Annotated in this window: 19 protein-coding genes; 6 read left to right on the top strand and 13 right to left on the bottom strand. The window is 67.9% G+C overall.

Annotated features, from left to right (window positions below; translation table 11 throughout):
* Positions 1–102: 102 nt before the first annotated feature.
* The 4 genes from AB5L97_RS01855 (at position 103) to AB5L97_RS01840 (ending at position 3,563) form a co-directional block, all read left to right on the top strand.
* Complete coding sequence (locus AB5L97_RS01855) at positions 103–939, top strand: FadR/GntR family transcriptional regulator (protein WP_369046229.1); 837 nt, start codon at positions 103–105, stop codon at positions 937–939.
* 29 nt (positions 940–968) lie between these two features.
* Positions 969–1,814 (top strand): ammonia-dependent NAD(+) synthetase, encoded by an 846-nt coding sequence (gene nadE, locus AB5L97_RS01850; RefSeq protein ID WP_369046228.1) that lies wholly within the window; start codon positions 969–971, stop codon positions 1,812–1,814.
* A 65-nt stretch (positions 1,815–1,879) separates the two neighbouring features.
* A complete protein-coding gene (locus AB5L97_RS01845; RefSeq protein WP_307957028.1) occupies positions 1,880–2,692 on the top strand; it encodes an exodeoxyribonuclease III in 813 nt (270 codons plus the stop codon).
* A gap of 37 nt (positions 2,693–2,729) precedes the next feature.
* Positions 2,730–3,563, top strand: coding sequence for a hypothetical protein (locus AB5L97_RS01840; protein WP_307957029.1), 834 nt, complete (start codon positions 2,730–2,732; stop codon positions 3,561–3,563).
* Between the two features lie 35 nt (positions 3,564–3,598).
* Here the strand turns inward: AB5L97_RS01840 and AB5L97_RS01835 are convergent, their stop codons facing one another.
* The 11 genes from AB5L97_RS01835 to AB5L97_RS01785 all read right to left on the bottom strand — a co-directional run bounded on the left by AB5L97_RS01835 (position 3,599) and on the right by AB5L97_RS01785 (position 11,192).
* A complete protein-coding gene (locus AB5L97_RS01835; RefSeq protein ID WP_307957030.1) occupies positions 3,599–4,612 on the bottom strand; it encodes a LacI family DNA-binding transcriptional regulator in 1,014 nt (337 codons plus the stop codon).
* A 51-nt stretch (positions 4,613–4,663) separates the two neighbouring features.
* Positions 4,664–4,966 carry a hypothetical protein gene (locus AB5L97_RS01830; RefSeq protein WP_307957031.1) on the bottom strand — a complete coding sequence of 101 codons (303 nt, stop codon included), beginning with the start codon at positions 4,964–4,966 and terminating at the stop codon, positions 4,664–4,666.
* Positions 4,963–5,808: a carbohydrate ABC transporter permease gene (locus AB5L97_RS01825; protein WP_307957097.1), complete on the bottom strand. Its 846-nt coding sequence runs from the start codon at positions 5,806–5,808 to the stop codon at positions 4,963–4,965. Before AB5L97_RS01825 ends, AB5L97_RS01830 begins: the two co-directional genes overlap by 4 nt.
* A gap of 37 nt (positions 5,809–5,845) precedes the next feature.
* Complete coding sequence (locus AB5L97_RS01820; RefSeq protein ID WP_307957098.1) at positions 5,846–6,796, bottom strand: carbohydrate ABC transporter permease; 951 nt, start codon at positions 6,794–6,796, stop codon at positions 5,846–5,848.
* Between the two features lie 137 nt (positions 6,797–6,933).
* Positions 6,934–8,232 (bottom strand): ABC transporter substrate-binding protein, encoded by a 1,299-nt coding sequence (locus AB5L97_RS01815; RefSeq protein WP_307957032.1) that lies wholly within the window; start codon positions 8,230–8,232, stop codon positions 6,934–6,936.
* Between the two features lie 219 nt (positions 8,233–8,451).
* The gene (locus AB5L97_RS01810; RefSeq protein WP_307957033.1) at positions 8,452–8,733 is read right to left on the bottom strand and encodes a hypothetical protein; all 282 of its coding nucleotides are present in this window, start codon (positions 8,731–8,733) and stop codon (positions 8,452–8,454) included.
* 142 nt (positions 8,734–8,875) lie between these two features.
* Positions 8,876–9,520 carry a hypothetical protein gene (locus AB5L97_RS01805; RefSeq protein ID WP_307957034.1) on the bottom strand — a complete coding sequence of 215 codons (645 nt, stop codon included), beginning with the start codon at positions 9,518–9,520 and terminating at the stop codon, positions 8,876–8,878.
* Positions 9,517–10,104 carry a DUF6286 domain-containing protein gene (locus AB5L97_RS01800; protein ID WP_307957035.1) on the bottom strand — a complete coding sequence of 196 codons (588 nt, stop codon included), beginning with the start codon at positions 10,102–10,104 and terminating at the stop codon, positions 9,517–9,519. Before AB5L97_RS01800 ends, AB5L97_RS01805 begins: the two co-directional genes overlap by 4 nt.
* A complete protein-coding gene (locus AB5L97_RS01795) occupies positions 10,097–10,465 on the bottom strand; it encodes a hypothetical protein (RefSeq protein ID WP_307957036.1) in 369 nt (122 codons plus the stop codon). The genes AB5L97_RS01800 and AB5L97_RS01795 overlap by 8 nt, the downstream gene beginning before the upstream one ends.
* A gap of 89 nt (positions 10,466–10,554) precedes the next feature.
* Positions 10,555–10,746, bottom strand: coding sequence for a hypothetical protein (locus AB5L97_RS01790; protein ID WP_307957037.1), 192 nt, complete (start codon positions 10,744–10,746; stop codon positions 10,555–10,557).
* Positions 10,743–11,192 (bottom strand): Asp23/Gls24 family envelope stress response protein, encoded by a 450-nt coding sequence (locus AB5L97_RS01785; protein ID WP_374049250.1) that lies wholly within the window; start codon positions 11,190–11,192, stop codon positions 10,743–10,745. Before AB5L97_RS01785 ends, AB5L97_RS01790 begins: the two co-directional genes overlap by 4 nt.
* Before the next feature lie 196 nt (positions 11,193–11,388).
* Between AB5L97_RS01785 and AB5L97_RS01780 the strand changes: the two genes are divergently transcribed.
* Positions 11,389–11,775, top strand: a complete 387-nt coding sequence (locus AB5L97_RS01780; RefSeq protein WP_307957038.1) for a hypothetical protein — start codon at positions 11,389–11,391, stop codon at positions 11,773–11,775.
* Between the two features lie 78 nt (positions 11,776–11,853).
* Here AB5L97_RS01780 and AB5L97_RS01775 read toward each other — a convergent pair whose 3' ends face one another.
* Complete coding sequence (locus tag AB5L97_RS01775) at positions 11,854–12,420, bottom strand: TetR/AcrR family transcriptional regulator (protein ID WP_307957039.1); 567 nt, start codon at positions 12,418–12,420, stop codon at positions 11,854–11,856.
* A 119-nt stretch (positions 12,421–12,539) separates the two neighbouring features.
* Here AB5L97_RS01775 and AB5L97_RS01770 point away from each other — a divergent pair, with 119 nt between their 5' ends.
* Positions 12,540–13,943, top strand: coding sequence for an MFS transporter (locus AB5L97_RS01770; RefSeq protein WP_307957040.1), 1,404 nt, complete (start codon positions 12,540–12,542; stop codon positions 13,941–13,943).
* A gap of 104 nt (positions 13,944–14,047) precedes the next feature.
* Here the strand turns inward: AB5L97_RS01770 and AB5L97_RS01765 are convergent, their stop codons facing one another.
* A complete protein-coding gene (locus AB5L97_RS01765; protein WP_369046227.1) occupies positions 14,048–14,524 on the bottom strand; it encodes an SRPBCC family protein in 477 nt (158 codons plus the stop codon).
* Positions 14,525–14,551 lie beyond the last annotated feature (27 nt).

Below are 14,551 nucleotides of genomic sequence, written 5' to 3'. Positions count from 1 at the left end.
GCGGTCCGCGTCCGACGCCCCTTTACGTCGGATCCCAGCAGGGACACTAAGCGATAAGTAGTACGTATTCAAGAGTGGCTCGGGTCACAGTATGATCTCTCCATGGGGCACGCACCGGAGCTGCAGGAGGACACGACGCACGACGGCGGCGACCCACCTTCCGCGTCCGTCGTGCCGGCCGCCGCGCTCGCCCCCGCCGCGGCGGAGCCCACGGTCGGCGGAGCATCGCGCCGCCACAGCGAGATCCTCGAGACGCTCGGCGGGCAGATCTGCTCGGGCGAGCTCCCGCCGTCGTGCGTCCTGAACACCGACGAGCTCGAGGCGAGGTTCGCGGTCTCCCGGACGCTCGTGCGGGAGGTGCTGCGGGTGCTCGCCACGATGGGCCTTGTCGAGGCGCGACGACGCGTCGGCACGGTGGTGCTCCCGGAATCGCGGTGGGACGCGTTCAATCCGCAGGTGATCCGGTGGAAGCTCGCCTCCCCGGCGCGCCTCACGCAGCTGCGCGAGCTGACAGAGCTGCGCAACGCCGTCGAGCCCCTTGCGGCGATGCTCGCCGCCGAGCGGGCCGATACCGCCGAGCGCGCCGAGATCGTGCGTCTCGCGGCGGCCATGTGGGCGGCAGGCAAGACCGGGCGCCAGCAGGAGTTCCTCGCACTCGACATCGAGTTCCATCACGCGGTGCTGGCCGGGAGCAGGAACCAGATGATCGCCACGCTCCACCAGATCACCCAGGAAGTGCTTGCCGGGCGCGTCCAGTACGGCCTCATGCCGCAGCTGCCCGACCACGCGGCGCTCGAGTGGCACATGGAAGTTGCGGTCGCGATCCAGCACGGCGACGGCCGGGCCGCGCGGGCGGCGATGGAGAAGATCGTGGAGCAGTCGTTCGTGGAGATGGCCCACATGTGGGACGCCCCCGGCGCGGCGCCGGGCACGCCTTAACCGAAACCCGTCTGCATTACGCTAGCCCCATGCGCGAACTCCAGGCGAAGATCATCGAGGAGATGGGCGTCAAGCCCGAGATCGACCCGGCGGCAGAGGTCGCTGCCCGCGTCGGCTTCCTCAAGGACTACCTCAAGGCGACCGGCGCGAAGGGCTTCGTGCTCGGCATCAGCGGCGGACTCGATTCCTCCCTCGCGGGACGCCTTGCGCAGCTCGCCGTCGAGTCCCTCGCCGAGGAAGGGACTGACGCCGACTTCGTGGCGGTCCGCCTCCCGTACGGGGTGCAGCACGATGAGGACGATGCGGTGGCCGCCCTCGAGTTCGTGCGGGCCAAGACCCAGTGGACGTTCAACATCAAGCCCGCTGTGGACGGCTTCCAGCAGGAGTACGCTGCGACCACCGGCGAGGATCTCAGCGACTTCAACCGCGGGAACATCAAGGCCCGCTCGCGGATGATCGCGCAGTACGCCCTCGCGGGACAGAGCTTCCTGCTCGTGATCGGCACCGACCACGGTGCAGAGTCCGTGACGGGCTTCTTCACTAAGTACGGCGACGGAGGCGCGGACGTCCTGCCGCTGTTCGGGCTCGACAAGCGCCAGAACCGCCAGCTCCTCGCGCATCTCGGGGCTCCCGAGCGGATTTGGCAGAAGGTTCCGACGGCGGACCTGCTCGACCTCCAGCCCGGACGCACCGACGAGCACGAACTCGGGATCACGTACGAGGACATCGACGACTACCTCGAGGGCAAGGATGTCTCGGACTCCGTCGCAGAGGCCATCGAGAAGCGGTATCTCGTGACCCGCCACAAGCGCGCCACGCCGGTGACGATCTTCGACACGTGGTGGCGCGAGGGTGCCGACGCCTGGTCCCGGTAGGCCCCACGCGGCGTCGGGCGGCAGGCCGGTGTCGGCCTCCCGGCAGGATTGATAGCGTGGGCACCGTGAAGCTTGCTACCTGGAACGTGAACTCTCTCCGCGCCCGCGCCGACCGTGTTGAGAGCTGGCTCCTGCGCAGCGACGTTGACGTGCTCGCGATCCAGGAGACCAAGTGCAAGGACGAGAACTTCCCGTGGGAGCTCTTCGAGCGCAACGGGTACGAGGTGGCGCACTTCGGGCTGAACCAGTGGAACGGCGTCGCGATCGCTTCCCGAGTGGGACTTGATGACGTTGAGCGCACCTTCCCTGACCAGCCCTCGTTCGGCAAGAACGGCGACAACGCCGCCCAGGAGGCCCGCGCGATAGCTGCGACATGCGCGGGAGTGCGCGTGTGGAGCCTCTACGTCCCCAACGGCCGCGCCCTCAACGATGAGCACATGCCCTACAAGCTCGAGTGGCTCAAGGTCCTCAACGGCCACGCCGCTGAGTGGCTCGCCGGTGCCCCTGAGGCGCAGATTGCGCTCGTGGGCGACTGGAACATCGCGCCGCAGGACGACGACGTGTGGGACATCGACTACTTCCGACGCGAGCAGCTCACCCATGTGAGCGAGCCTGAGCGGGACGCGTTCCGCGCGTTCGGGGACTCGGGGTACGCCGACATCGTGCGCCCCTACGCCCCCGGCCCGGGCGTCTACACCTACTGGGACTACACCCAGCTGCGCTTCCCCAGGAAAGAGGGCATGCGCATCGACTTCGTGCTGGCCTCCCCCGCCCTCGCCGCGCGGGCAACGGGCGCCCTCATCGACCGCGAGGAGCGCAAGGGCAAGGGCGCCTCGGATCATGCACCCGTCATCGTGGACCTGGCAGACACGCCGTGACCCCCATGCCTCCCCCACCATCCCGGAGCGGGTCGGGATGAGCGCCGGGCACCGCCGCACGGGACGCCCGCTCGCATCGCGGCTGCGCGTCTACGAGCCCCTGTCTGCGTTCACCGCCGAGGCGCGGGCGCGGATCGAGCAGGGGCTCACGGAGAACGGGCGCGAGGACCTCGAGAAAGCCGAGTCCGACGACACGCTGCGCCGCATCGTCAGCGCATCCGGTGACCCGTTCCCTGACGGCAGTGCCGAATTCACCCGCACCCTCACGGTGGACGGGCACACGCTCTACTGTCCGTCACAGCTCGTGCTCCGCTCGGGCCTCGCCGCCGAATCGGTGCTCACGACGGCCCCGGGTCCGCTCGCCTCGGTGCTCCTTCCGGAGATAGCGCGCGCCCGCCACCAGGAGCGGGTCGACCGTCTTGCCGAGGATCCCGGAACGCCGCGCATCAGCACGCGCGAGTCGCTCTGGGGGATCCCCTTCAGCTGGTTCGTGCTGTTCCACCAGGGCGACCCCACGGTGGTCGTCGAGGACAATGACCACGTGGTGACCGTCCGGATCACCGTCGGCTGGGCCAAGGCCATCAGCCGGGCCCGCTTCGCAGTGGCGAATCTGGCCCTCGCGGCCCCCGAGATGAACCTGCTCGACGAGCTCACGTCTCTCACAGAGTGGCTCGAGGAGTTCCACCCCGATTCCGTGATCGAGCTCGACTACGGCAAGGTCGCGGATCGGGTTTTCCCCGACGATTCGCCCAGTGACGTCCTCCTGGGTATCGAGTGCCTCGCCGAAGGGGACATGACCGGGGCGGCCGCCGCCTACCGGCGCCTCGCCTCCCGGTGGATCCCTATCCGCCAGCTGGCCCGCGCTTCCTAGGGCGCTGGGCAGGGCACCGGCAAGACGGGGCACCCTCAGAAGGCGGCCGGCGGTGCGGTTGACTCCCGGACGATGAGCCGCTGCACGGCGGTCTCGGAGTGCACTGCGCCGATCTCGCCGCCGATTTCGGCGAGCAGCATCTGCGTTCCACGACGTGCCTGTGACGTCGGGTCCTGCCACACAGTCGTCAGCCCCGCCGAGGCTCCCATCTCGTGCCCGTCGATTCCCACGACCGAAAGGTCCTCGGGCACCCTGACGCCGTGGCGCCGGGCCTCGAAGAGCACGCCGAGGGCCATCTCGTCCGAGGCGCAGGCAATGGCCGTCGGCCGCGGCTCGGGAAGCTCCATGAAGCGGCGCATCGCCTCAACGCCGCTTTCCACCGTGAAATTGCCGAAGAACTCGGCGTCGGGATTGAGTTCGAGCTCGGCGTCGTGCACGGCGTCGTGAAAGCCTTCGACGCGGATCTTGGGAACGGAGAAGTTGAGCTCCGCATCGCCGCTGCCGTGAAGGAGGGCAATATGCCGATGCCCGAGCCCAATGAGGTGCTGCGTGATGCTCCGAGCGGCCAGGTAGTCATCGATGCCCACGCTCGAGCAGCCCCGCACGGGTCCGCCGACCACGACGAGTGGCATGTCAATCGCATGGAGGTCGTCGATCTCTTCCGGATGGAGGAACATGCACAGGAGGAGGAGCGCGTCGATCTGCTTATGCACCATGGACCGGCTGAAGAGGCGTTCACGCGGGGTAATCCGGCCGCCCAGGTTGAAGAGCGAGAGGTTGTAGCCGCGCTCGTGCAATTCCTGATCGACCCCGGCGATCGCCTTACCGAAGAACCATCGGTCCACGTAGGGCGCGAGCACACCGATCGTCCGCGTCTTTCCGGTCGCAAGCCGAGATGCCGCCGACGACGGCACGTACCCGAGATCCTCAGCCGTCGCGAGGATCTTGGCACGCGTCGCGGGCGAGACGCGGGGGAGGCCGCGGATGGCCCGAGAAACCGTGGCCGTCGAGACCCCTGCTGCGGCGGCGACATCATCGATCCCTACCATGATCCTCTCCGTTGCCCTCGGACGCGGACACGCACAAAGGGCTGCCACGGACTAACGCTCGGGATCGTCCTTGGAGCCTCGCAGTGTTCTCCGCCGAAGCGCCCACAAGCCGACCATCGCTGCAAGCACACCAGCCAGCCCGAGCGCCCACCCGAGGGCTGGCTGCCCCGTCACCTCGAGCCACACAGTCGCCACCAGGAGGACGAGTGCCCAGAATCCGAGGAATCCGATGAAGATCTCGAACTGCTCGATGACCGCCCGTCGGTGGTCGGCGGAGCGGCGATATGCCGCACCACCGACCGCGAACGGGCCCCAGGGTAACCGACGACGCTGTTCCGTGTGGTGCTCCGTCACTTCACGGCACCGGCAGTCAGACCGGCCACGATCTTGCGCTGGAACACCAGCACGAGGATCACGAGCGGGACGGTGACGATAGTCCCGGCTGCCATGACGGCTGTATACGGCTCTTGGTGCGGCTGCGCCCCGGCGAAGTACGCGATCGCCACGGTCACGGTGCGGGTCGAGTCCGAGGAGAGCTGGCTCGCGATGAGGAACTCGTTCCAGGCCGAGATGAAGGCGAGGATCGCCGTCGTGAAGGTAGCGGGTGCGGCCAGCGGGAGGATGACCTTCCGGAACGCCTGCCCCTGGGTGCATCCGTCAATGCGTGCAGACTCCTCGAGTTCCCACGGCATCTCACGGAAGAAGGAGGTGAGCGTGTAGACGGTGAGCGGGAGCACGAACGAGATGTTCGGGATGATGAGTACCTGATACGTGCCCATCCAGCCGATGTTCGTGAAGAGCTGGAAGAGCGGCGTCACGATGGCGACACCCGGGAACATCGATGCCCCGAGGATGAAGCCCATGACGGCGAACTTGAAGCGGAAGTTCAACCGCGCCAAGGCGTAGGCGGCGAAGACGCCGACCACGAGGGCCACAATCGTGGTCACACCCGCGACGAGGAGGCTGTTGAGAAGATTCCTCCCGAAGTGGTTGCCGAGGTTCTCGTCGAAAACGGTCGCAAAATTGTCCCACGTGACGTGCGTGGGCCAGATGGACGGGTCAAACGTGAAGCCAGTGTCGCGGAACGCAGTAACGATCATCCAGTAGGCCGGAGCAAGGCACCAGACCAGGATCACTACAGCGGAGACGTAGGTGCGGACCTGCCCCCAATCGAACTTCTTGCGGCGCACAGGCATCGTCGCTGTTCGCGGGAGCGTGGCGGTGGCTGCCATGTCACTTCCTTCCCGAGGAGGTCGCCGCGCCCACGGCGTTGGCGCCGAGGAAGCGGACGAAGATGAAGGCGACGATGAAGATCACTAGGAAGGTGATCGTCGAGAGCGCGGCGGCACTGTTGAACCCTTGGCGGATCTGATCGACCACGAGGATCGAGAGCGTCGACGTGTTGTTCGCACCCTGGGTCATGATGTACGGCAGGTCGAACATGCGCAGCGCATCGAGCGCGCGGAAGAGGACCGCAACCATGAGCGCGGGCCTGACGAGCGGGAGCGTTATCTGGGTGAAGCGCTGCCAGGTGCTGGCGCCGTCGACCTTCGCGGCCTCGTAGACCTCGTCCGGGATGAGCTGGAGCCCGGCGAGGATGAGCAGGGCCATGAACGGGGTGGTCTTCCAGACATCCGAGATGATGATGGCCCACTTTGCGGGCCACTCTGATCCGGTCCAGAGGATCTGGGTGCCGAAGAGCTTGTTGGCGATGCCCTCAAACGCGAAGATGAAGAACCACAGCTTGGCCGTTACTGCGGTCGGGATGGCCCAGGGCACGAGAACGGCGGCGCGGACGGCGCTGCGACCACGGAAGACCCTCGCCATGATGATGGCCATCCAGAAGCCGATCACGGTCTCGAGTGCCACCGTGACCACCGCGAAGAAGAACGTGGTCCCCATCGAGCTCCAGAACTGCGAGCCGAGCGTACCCGGAGGGCACGACTGGCCGCTGCACTGCTGGAACAGCCAATCGGAATAGTTGCTGAATCCGGCTGAACCGCCCTCCTCGAAGAGGCCTGTAGTCGGGTTGAGGGCCGCGTCCTTCTGGAAGGACATGATGATGGCGTTGACGACCGGGTAGATGATCACGATCGCCAGGAGAATGAGCGTCGGCAGCAGGAGCATGGAGGCCCAGCGTCCCTGGGTCACCTGCTTGCGGTCAGCGCTCTCCCGGCCGGGCATCTGATGGACTCCACTCGGCGCGGTCTTCTCAGAGGGCCGTGATGGGACCTCAGTGGACATGATGACTCCTGTTCTCAGTGTCCGTCAGGGGCAGGCGGTCCGGCACCCGCAGGCGCCGGACCGCCCTTCCGCAACGGTTACTTGGCGCCTGCCGCGACGAGTGCCGACTGCATGTCGGTCAATGCCTGATCCACGGACTTCTCGCCCTTGAGGGCCGAGTAGCTGTTGTCCTGGATGGCCTTCGTGACGCCCGGGTAGAACGGTGTCACGGGACGCGGCACGGCGTTCTGGATCGAGGTCAGCAGGGTGGGGAGGTACGGCAGCTTGGCTGTCAGGGCCGAATCCTTGTACAGGTTGCCGATTACCGGGGCAAGCGAACCCTGGGTCGCGAAGAACTTCTGCTCCTCGTCACTCGTGAGGAACTTCAGGAAGTCCAGCGCGGTGGCCTTGTTCTTGGAGTAGACGCTGATAGCCGCACTGTGGCCACCGAGCGACGAGGCGCCCGGGCCACTCATGCCGGGAAGCGGCGCGATGCCGAACTTGTCAGCGACCTTGGACGATCCATCAGTCTTGGAGGCGAGGTTGTAGACATACGGCCAGTTGCGCAGGAACAGGAGCTTCCCGTCCTGGAACGCGGTACGGCTGTCCTCTTCCTTGAAGGTGATGGCCTCGGGAGGGATGTTGCCGTTCTTGAATGCTTCGACGAGCTTGCCGAGCCCGGTCTTCGACTCAGACGAGTTCACCGTGGCCTTGCCGGAATCGTCGACGATCTTGCCGCCGAACGTGTTCATGGCCTCAGCAGCGTTGACCGTGAGCCCCTCGTACTTCTGGAACTGGCCCGCGTAGCAGCCCATGTTGTTCGTCTTGGCGATGGAGCACATGCCCATCATCTCGTCCCACGTCTTGGGAGGCGTCGGGACAAGGTCCTTGCGGTAGTAGAGCAGGCCGCCGTCGGACGAGACGGGCGCGGCGAACAGGGTGTTGTTGTACGTAGCGGCCTTGACCGTGGCCGGCAGGAAGGTTGAGGTATCGAGGGCCGTCTTGTCCTTGAGCGGCTGCAGCCAGCCCTTGGCCGCGAATTCTGCGGTCCACACCACGTCGACGCTCATGACGTCGTAGTTGGCATCCTTGGCCTGGAAGTGCTGCACGAGGTCGTCGTGCTGCTGGTCGGCCGAGTCGGACTGTTCCTTGAAGGTGACCTTCTGATCCGCGTGGGCGGCGTTCCACTTGTCGACGAGCGGGCGGACAACATCGGAGTTGTCTTTGCCCTGGACGTAGGTGATGGGGCCGCGTCCGTCGACGTTGCTGGCGGCGTCGCCGCCGCTCGTGCTCCCGCTGCCCCCGCTGGACCCGCCGCTACAGGCAGAGAGTGCCAGGACCAGGACGCTCGCAGTCGCGAGAGGAGGGGCAAACCTGGAGAACTTGCGGTTTCTCATGCTCGACTCCTGAGTCGGTCAAGGCGGCGTGCAGAATGCGTCACCGCCCGATTGATCTGTGGTGAGCATCACACTAGGTCGCACCACAAGGAGGTGCAAGCGCTTACGCAGATCGTTTCCTCTCCGTGACCTTTGGCCCTTCCGCCGGGAAACGCCAGCAGGGCGCCCTCCATGAGGACGCCCTGCCTGTGTGAGTCGATGGGGAGGTCAGAAGGGCCCTTAGGCCTTGTCTCCCTTGAAGATCCCGGTGATCTTGGATCCGAGGCCCTTGACGTTCTCCGTCACGTCCTCGGCCAGATCCTTGGCGTGCTGGCCAACGTCTCCCGAGAAGAACTCCTTGACGTTCTCGGTCGCATCGCTCGCGAATTCCTTGACGTTCTCGGTCGCATCGCTCGCGAATTCCTTGACGTTCTCGGCTGCGTCTGCCGCGATCTCCTTGCCCTTCTCCACGGCGGCGTCCAAGCCGTCCTTCGCGCCGTCGAAACCGTGGTTCTCACTCATGTGTACCCTCCCTGTCAGGACCGGCCGAGCCGGCTCGAGTGGACGAGAATGCGCCCCACGCATCAACGTAGGCGCATGCCCATGCCCACACAAGCGGTTCGGCGCCCATCCGGCCCAAGGCCAAAGCGGGCCAGCCGCACTCCTAGCGGACTCGCTCGGCCCGGCTGAATCTCGAGCGCGCGCCGGACGTAATGTGCACGAGGACCGGGACAGAGACGCCCATCACGATCTCGAACCGGTCCACGAGCCCTTCGACAGCAGCGGCAAGCGCAGCGGGATCGGCCCCCTGCCGGGCAACGAGGCGGACCTTCAGCGCGGTCCGTCCCTCGAACTCGACCGCGGCCACGCTCGTGCCGAGAACGTCCTTCCGTGGCGCGAGCGCCGCAAGCATGGCCTGCTCGACGGCGGTCGCAGCGATGCTCACACGTCCCGGAACCTCGCCTTCCGCGAACTCGCCGCCCGGCCGGGCACCGCCGTCGGGTCCGGTCGAGGCCACAAGGTCACGCCGTCCAGTCCCCTGCTGTGCGACCCACCAGATCATGAGGAGCACGACGGCGACCGCAGCAACCGTCATGAGCAGCCACAGCCAGGACACGCTGGTTCCCGGCACCCGCGACCCCTGGAAGACCGCCCCGACGGCCTCTGCCGCCGTGGGCGCCCAGCTGCGCCACCACGTCCCGGCAGCGGGAACACTCGCGAGGAGCACCAGAACGATGCCGAGGGTCAGGACGAGCAGCCCGAAGAGCAGGATCAGAACGCGGTTGAGGGTCCGCGGCGTTCCGTTCACGCGCCGATCACCCCGGTGCCCTCGACGCGGACGCGGAGCTGCGGGTACGGCTCGGGTGCGAGCCGCACGAGTTCGGCCTCGGTCGCCGCGAGCACGTCCTCACCCCGCACGGGGAGGCCCGAGGTCGGGCGGACGTTGACCGTCGCCTCCCGATCGCTCAGCACCACGGTCACCTGCTCGGGACGCACGACTGCGGCCGCCCTCGCCCGGCGGGCCAGCGCAGAGGCGAGCACCTCGTCGTCGACCACCACAGCGACCCGGCGTCCGGGGAGGGAGCGGCGCCCCCGGCGCCCCGGCCGTACCGCGACGATGACAAGGGCGAGACCGGCCATCGCGACGACGGCGCCGACGAGTCCCAGAAGGCCCTGGTTGGTGCCCTCGGGAAGCCGAGCGGTCCACTCGGCCGCCGATTCGGGGTCGATGAGCCACGCCGGCTGTCCGACCGCCTGGAGCGTGGACTCGAGGAGGAGATACGCGCACGCCGCGGCCACGATCAGCGCGATGAACCCCGCGAGGTAGGCCCGCGAGGAGCTCATCTCGCGACGCACCGCGGAATCGAGCCCGTGCGCAGAATTCTCAGCCACGGGTTGCCTCCCGTGCAGGGTTCGTCCCGCCGCCGAGGGCTAGACCGCGTACCGGCCTCCCCACTCGCACGCCGGAGATACGGATGTCCACGCGCGAGAGCGTGGCGCCGCTGAGTGTCATGACGGATTCGAGGATCCGGGCCTTGGCCGACGCCGCGCGCTCCCACACGCTTCCGCCCCACCTGAGCATGTCGGCTGGCCCCGAGACGTCTGCGAGGTCCGGGATCGCGACGGGCGCGACGACGCGGAGGGCGAGCAGGCCGGCGTCGTCCGACCAATCAGCCCGCACGTCGGCTGGCCGCACGCCGAGCTCCGCCGCCGCGGCGGCCTGCGCGAGCGTCGTGAGGGCCTGCGTGCTCACGCGGTTCAGCCCCGCGAGGGCACGGCCCGGCGAGCGTGCGGGCGGGGCTGGCAGGCGCCCGGGTTCGCCACTGGAATCGGGAACGGGGATCACGAGGAGGATCGCCGCCCGATGAGAGCCTCCCAGACGCGCCGCAAGTCGAGCCGGCCGTCGGCGGCCCGGCCGAGGACCGCGCCGACAACCATGAACAGGAGGGAGCCGAGAAAGCCCCAGAGGCCGAACTGGAAGGACATGAAGGCGAGGAACGCGCCTGCGCCCGCACCCACTATGGTCAGATTCACTGGACCTCGATTCCGGACGGCTTGGCGCCCTGCCGTGCCTCGCCGATATAGACGTCGGCAATCTCGACGTTGACCTCGATGACGGAAAGGCCGGTGAGCGCCTCGACCGCGCGGTACACCGCGGCCCGGACCCTATCCGCCAGATCCTGGAGGGGGATGCCGTACTGGGCCACGAGCGTGACGTCGATGGCGGCCTGCTTCTGGCCGACCTCCACCCGGACCCCAGCGGCGCTGTCGCCCGGGTTCTGGCCCACAGCACCTCGGATGGCACCGAGTGCGCGGGACGGCGTGGTCCCGAGCGAGTGGAGACCGGGCACCTGACGTGCGGCCGCCGCGGCAACCTTCGCCACGGCCGCCTCATGGACGACTGTCCTGCCAGTGGCCGCCACGGCGTACTCGTCTGAGCGCGCGGCACCGTCCCCGAACGGGCCTGCCTGCTGGGTCACCGCGCCTCCCCTCGTCGTTGCCCGCCCGTGCCGACGCGGGCACCAGCGGCGGGACGCCTACGCGCACTACCTTAGTACGCACCGCTCACACTGCACGCGCTCTTCCGGCCGACTGGCCCGTGTGCCAGCATGACCTGAGATTCAATGCGCCATGGCCGGGCTGGGGAGTCGGACGCACGGCGAGGAGGATGCTGTGTTGAGGGACCCGATCCTTGACGCGTGGGCGGATGGCGGGTGGCGCCTCGAGCGATTGCCCATCCAACCGCTCCCCCCTGAGCTCCTCGAGCTGTTCGAGGGCTTGACGCTCGCGCTCATGGAGACGTACTCGCTGGATGCGCCCACACCTCCGGCCCCCGGAACCGCGGCCGTGCGACCCCGCAATGTGCCCGCCGAAAGCTGCTCCGTACTCGTGGTCCTCCGAGGGGGCGAACCTCCCGAGATTGCGGGGGTGAAGCACGACGGCGGCGCTCCCACCTTCCGCATCGCGCTCACCTCGCGCGACAGGGGCGCCCACCTCGTGCTCCTCACGGTCCGCTGTGACGAGCACGGCCTCGGGCATGCGGCTCTGGACTTCACGGCCTAACCGGCATGCGCACATGCCATCCGTCAAGGGTCAAGAGGATCGGAGGGCCGTGAACCTTCGGCTCAGGGCAAGGCCAGCCTAGCGGCGCGGCAGGTCCGCAGGCGCGACGATCCCGTCGGCGACGACTCCGAGCATGGACGCGAGGTCCGTCTCGGACAGCCCGCTCGCATCCGCCACGGAGGCCACGGCCCCGACGAGCCGTGAGATCTCCATCGCGCTCACGCCCGGGCGCAGGAGGGGTCCGAGCTCGTCGATGACCCGCTGATTGGCGCCGAGGTACCGCGTGCACTTGGCGGCGAAGGGAGACCCAGGGTCCCCGAGGGCGAGAGTGATCCGAGCGGCAGCGCCCTTGTGCCCGTTGAGGAGCTCCACGTAGTCCGTGAACCAGCTCAGCAGTCGCTCACGGGCGGGTGCGTCGAGCCCGAGTGCCCGTTCGACGGCGGCATTGACCCGCTCCGCCCAGGCCTCCAGGACGGCGTCATACAGCGCTTCCTTGGTCGGGAAGTGTCGATAGAGGGTGCCGGCGCCGACCTCGGCGGCCTTCGCGACCTCGTCCATCGAGACGTCGTTGAAGCCCTTGGCCTTGAACAGGGCGCGCGCGATCTCCACGATCCGATCGCGGTTGCGGCGGGCATCGGCACGCACGGTCACAACACCTTCCCATGAGAGGTTGCAAAGCGGAGAGTCTCTCCGTATAGTTCTAACCGGAGCTACTCTCCTCTTAGTGTACGTCAGCCCACAGGCCAGAACAGGACACTTCCCCGATGCCTCTCTCAACAACACTGCGCGTGTCTCCCGCGCCAACCACAGCCACGGCCGGCAACACCGGCCTCTGGCTCGTCATGCTCGCCCAGCTCATGCTCGTCCTCGACGGCACGGTGGTGAACGTGGCCCTCCCGCATATCGCCTCGGATCTCCACTTCTCCCGCGCCGACCTCAGCTGGGTCCTCAACGGCTACGCCCTCGCGTTCGGCGGCGTCCTCCTCCTCGGCGGCCGCATCGGCGACGTCATCGGCAGGCGCCGCACGTTCCTGCTCGGGGTTGCCGCCTTCACGGTGTTCTCGCTGCTCGGCGGGCTTGCCACCTCACCGCTCCTGCTCGTCGTGGCCCGTGCCCTCCAAGGTCTCGGCGCGGCCTTCGCCGCCCCCAACGTCCTCGCGCTCATCACGACGAACGCGAAGGACGACGGCGCACGGAACCGTGCGCTCGCCCTCTTCTCCGCGATCGCGTCCATGGGAGGAGCCCTCGGCCTCATCCTCGGCGGCATCCTCACCGACGCGGCCAACTGGCGCTGGACGCTCTTCATCAACGTGCCGATCGGCATTGCGATCCTTCTGGCGGTCCCCCGTTTCGTCCAGGAGACGCCGCGTCGGTCCGGCCGGTTCGACGCGCTCGGCGCCGTGACGGCGACCGGCGGCGCCGTCGCCATCGTGTGGGCACTTCTGCAGGCCGCGGACTACGGCTGGACTGATGCCCGCACCATCGGCGGGCTCGCGCTCGGCGTCGTGCTCCTCGTGACCCTGGCCTTCACCGAGCTCCGCGTGGAGCATCCGCTCCTGCAGCCGCGTCTGCTCCGCAGCGCGAGCCGGCTCAGCGCACTCGCCGCGATGGCCGCCACGTTCGGCGGGATGCTTGCGATGTTCTTCCTCATGGTCCAGTACCTCGAGGACGTCCTGCACCTGACGCCGCTCGTGACGGGGCTCGTGTTCCTGCCGATGCCGCTGAGCATCTTCGTCATGTCGCGGGTCATTCCGCGCCTCGTGGAGCGCTTCGGCGCCGAACGGCTCGTGCTCGGAGGTGCGATTCTCCGCGTGGTCGGGTTCCTGCCCCTCACCCAGCTGGATTCGCAGACGCCCTTCGGCGTCGTGATCGGCGCGCTCCTCCTCACGGGGATCTCCGCCGGGCTCACGTTCATGCCGCTCACGTCCCTCGCGCTGAGGGACGTTGAGCCCGAGCACGCAGGCTCCGCCTCCGGGCTGTTCCAGACCATGCAGCAGCTCGGCGGCGCCGTTGGCCTCGCGATCGTCGCCTCGACGTTCGCGGCGTTCGCGGTCCCCGGGGACTTCCTCGTGGGCGGGCGCGCCGGGTTTGTCTCGGCGGCGGTCCTCTCGGCGCTCGCACTCGCGGCCGCCACGGGGCTTGCCTTCAGGCGGCGGGCGTCGGCGTAGCCGCGCACGACGGCGATGCCCGCCCTGCGTCCCCGCCGCCCTTGGGCCGGGGGCGCACGCCCGTGGGGACCGCCCGTGGCGACGGTCGCGGGGAGGCGGCGGGCTCAGCCCGCCTCGACCAAGAGCTTCAGGTTCTCGAGGCCCTGGTGACGGGCCCGCTCCTGGATCCGCTCGATGAGCAGCTCGTCAGCGAACTTTCCGACAACGCTGCCCGGGACGTTGTAGTCGATCTCCGACGTCACGAGGGTGCCCGTGTCGGTCGGCTCGTAGTCCCAGACCTGGGAGCCGTTGAGCGGGCCGTCGAAGCGCAGGCGTATGCGCTTGCCGCCGTTCGGCAGCGGGCCGTTCTCAAGCACGTGCGTGGTGACGTGGAACGGGAAACCCGCCATGAGGTACTTGTGCTCGACGACGGTCCCCTCGCCGCCGTCGCCCTCGACCTTCTCGGCATCGCCGAGATTCACCCACCAGGACGACCAGCGGTGGGGGTCGGATGCGATCTCGTACACGCGCTCGACCGGCGCATCGATCGGCATGCTCACCTTGATGTGGCCCATGACATCCTCCTCAATCGAAAGGTTCACCTTCGAACCTACTCAGGCCTCGGCCCA

This window comes from Sinomonas sp. P10A9 (genome assembly GCF_041022165.1).
Lineage (GTDB): Bacteria > Actinomycetota > Actinomycetes > Actinomycetales > Micrococcaceae > Sinomonas > Sinomonas puerhi.
This window is presented reverse-complemented; position numbering and strand designations above follow the sequence as displayed.

Excerpts from the sequence above, each read along its gene's own strand:
- AB5L97_RS01855 (WP_369046229.1), top strand. The coding sequence starts at position 103 with ATGGGGCACGCACCGGAGCTGCAGGAGGACACGACGCACGACGGCGGC.
- nadE (WP_369046228.1), top strand. The coding sequence starts at position 969 with ATGCGCGAACTCCAGGCGAAGATCATCGAGGAGATGGGCGTCAAGCCC.
- AB5L97_RS01840 (WP_307957029.1), top strand. The coding sequence starts at position 2,730 with ATGAGCGCCGGGCACCGCCGCACGGGACGCCCGCTCGCATCGCGGCTG.
- AB5L97_RS01835 (WP_307957030.1), bottom strand. The coding sequence starts at position 4,612 with ATGGTAGGGATCGATGATGTCGCCGCCGCAGCAGGGGTCTCGACGGCC.
- AB5L97_RS01825 (WP_307957097.1), bottom strand. The coding sequence starts at position 5,808 with ATGCCTGTGCGCCGCAAGAAGTTCGATTGGGGGCAGGTCCGCACCTAC.
- AB5L97_RS01820 (WP_307957098.1), bottom strand. The coding sequence starts at position 6,796 with ATGCCCGGCCGGGAGAGCGCTGACCGCAAGCAGGTGACCCAGGGACGC.
- AB5L97_RS01815 (WP_307957032.1), bottom strand. The coding sequence starts at position 8,232 with ATGAGAAACCGCAAGTTCTCCAGGTTTGCCCCTCCTCTCGCGACTGCG.
- AB5L97_RS01810 (WP_307957033.1), bottom strand. The coding sequence starts at position 8,733 with ATGAGTGAGAACCACGGTTTCGACGGCGCGAAGGACGGCTTGGACGCC.
- AB5L97_RS01770 (WP_307957040.1), top strand. The coding sequence starts at position 12,540 with ATGCCTCTCTCAACAACACTGCGCGTGTCTCCCGCGCCAACCACAGCC.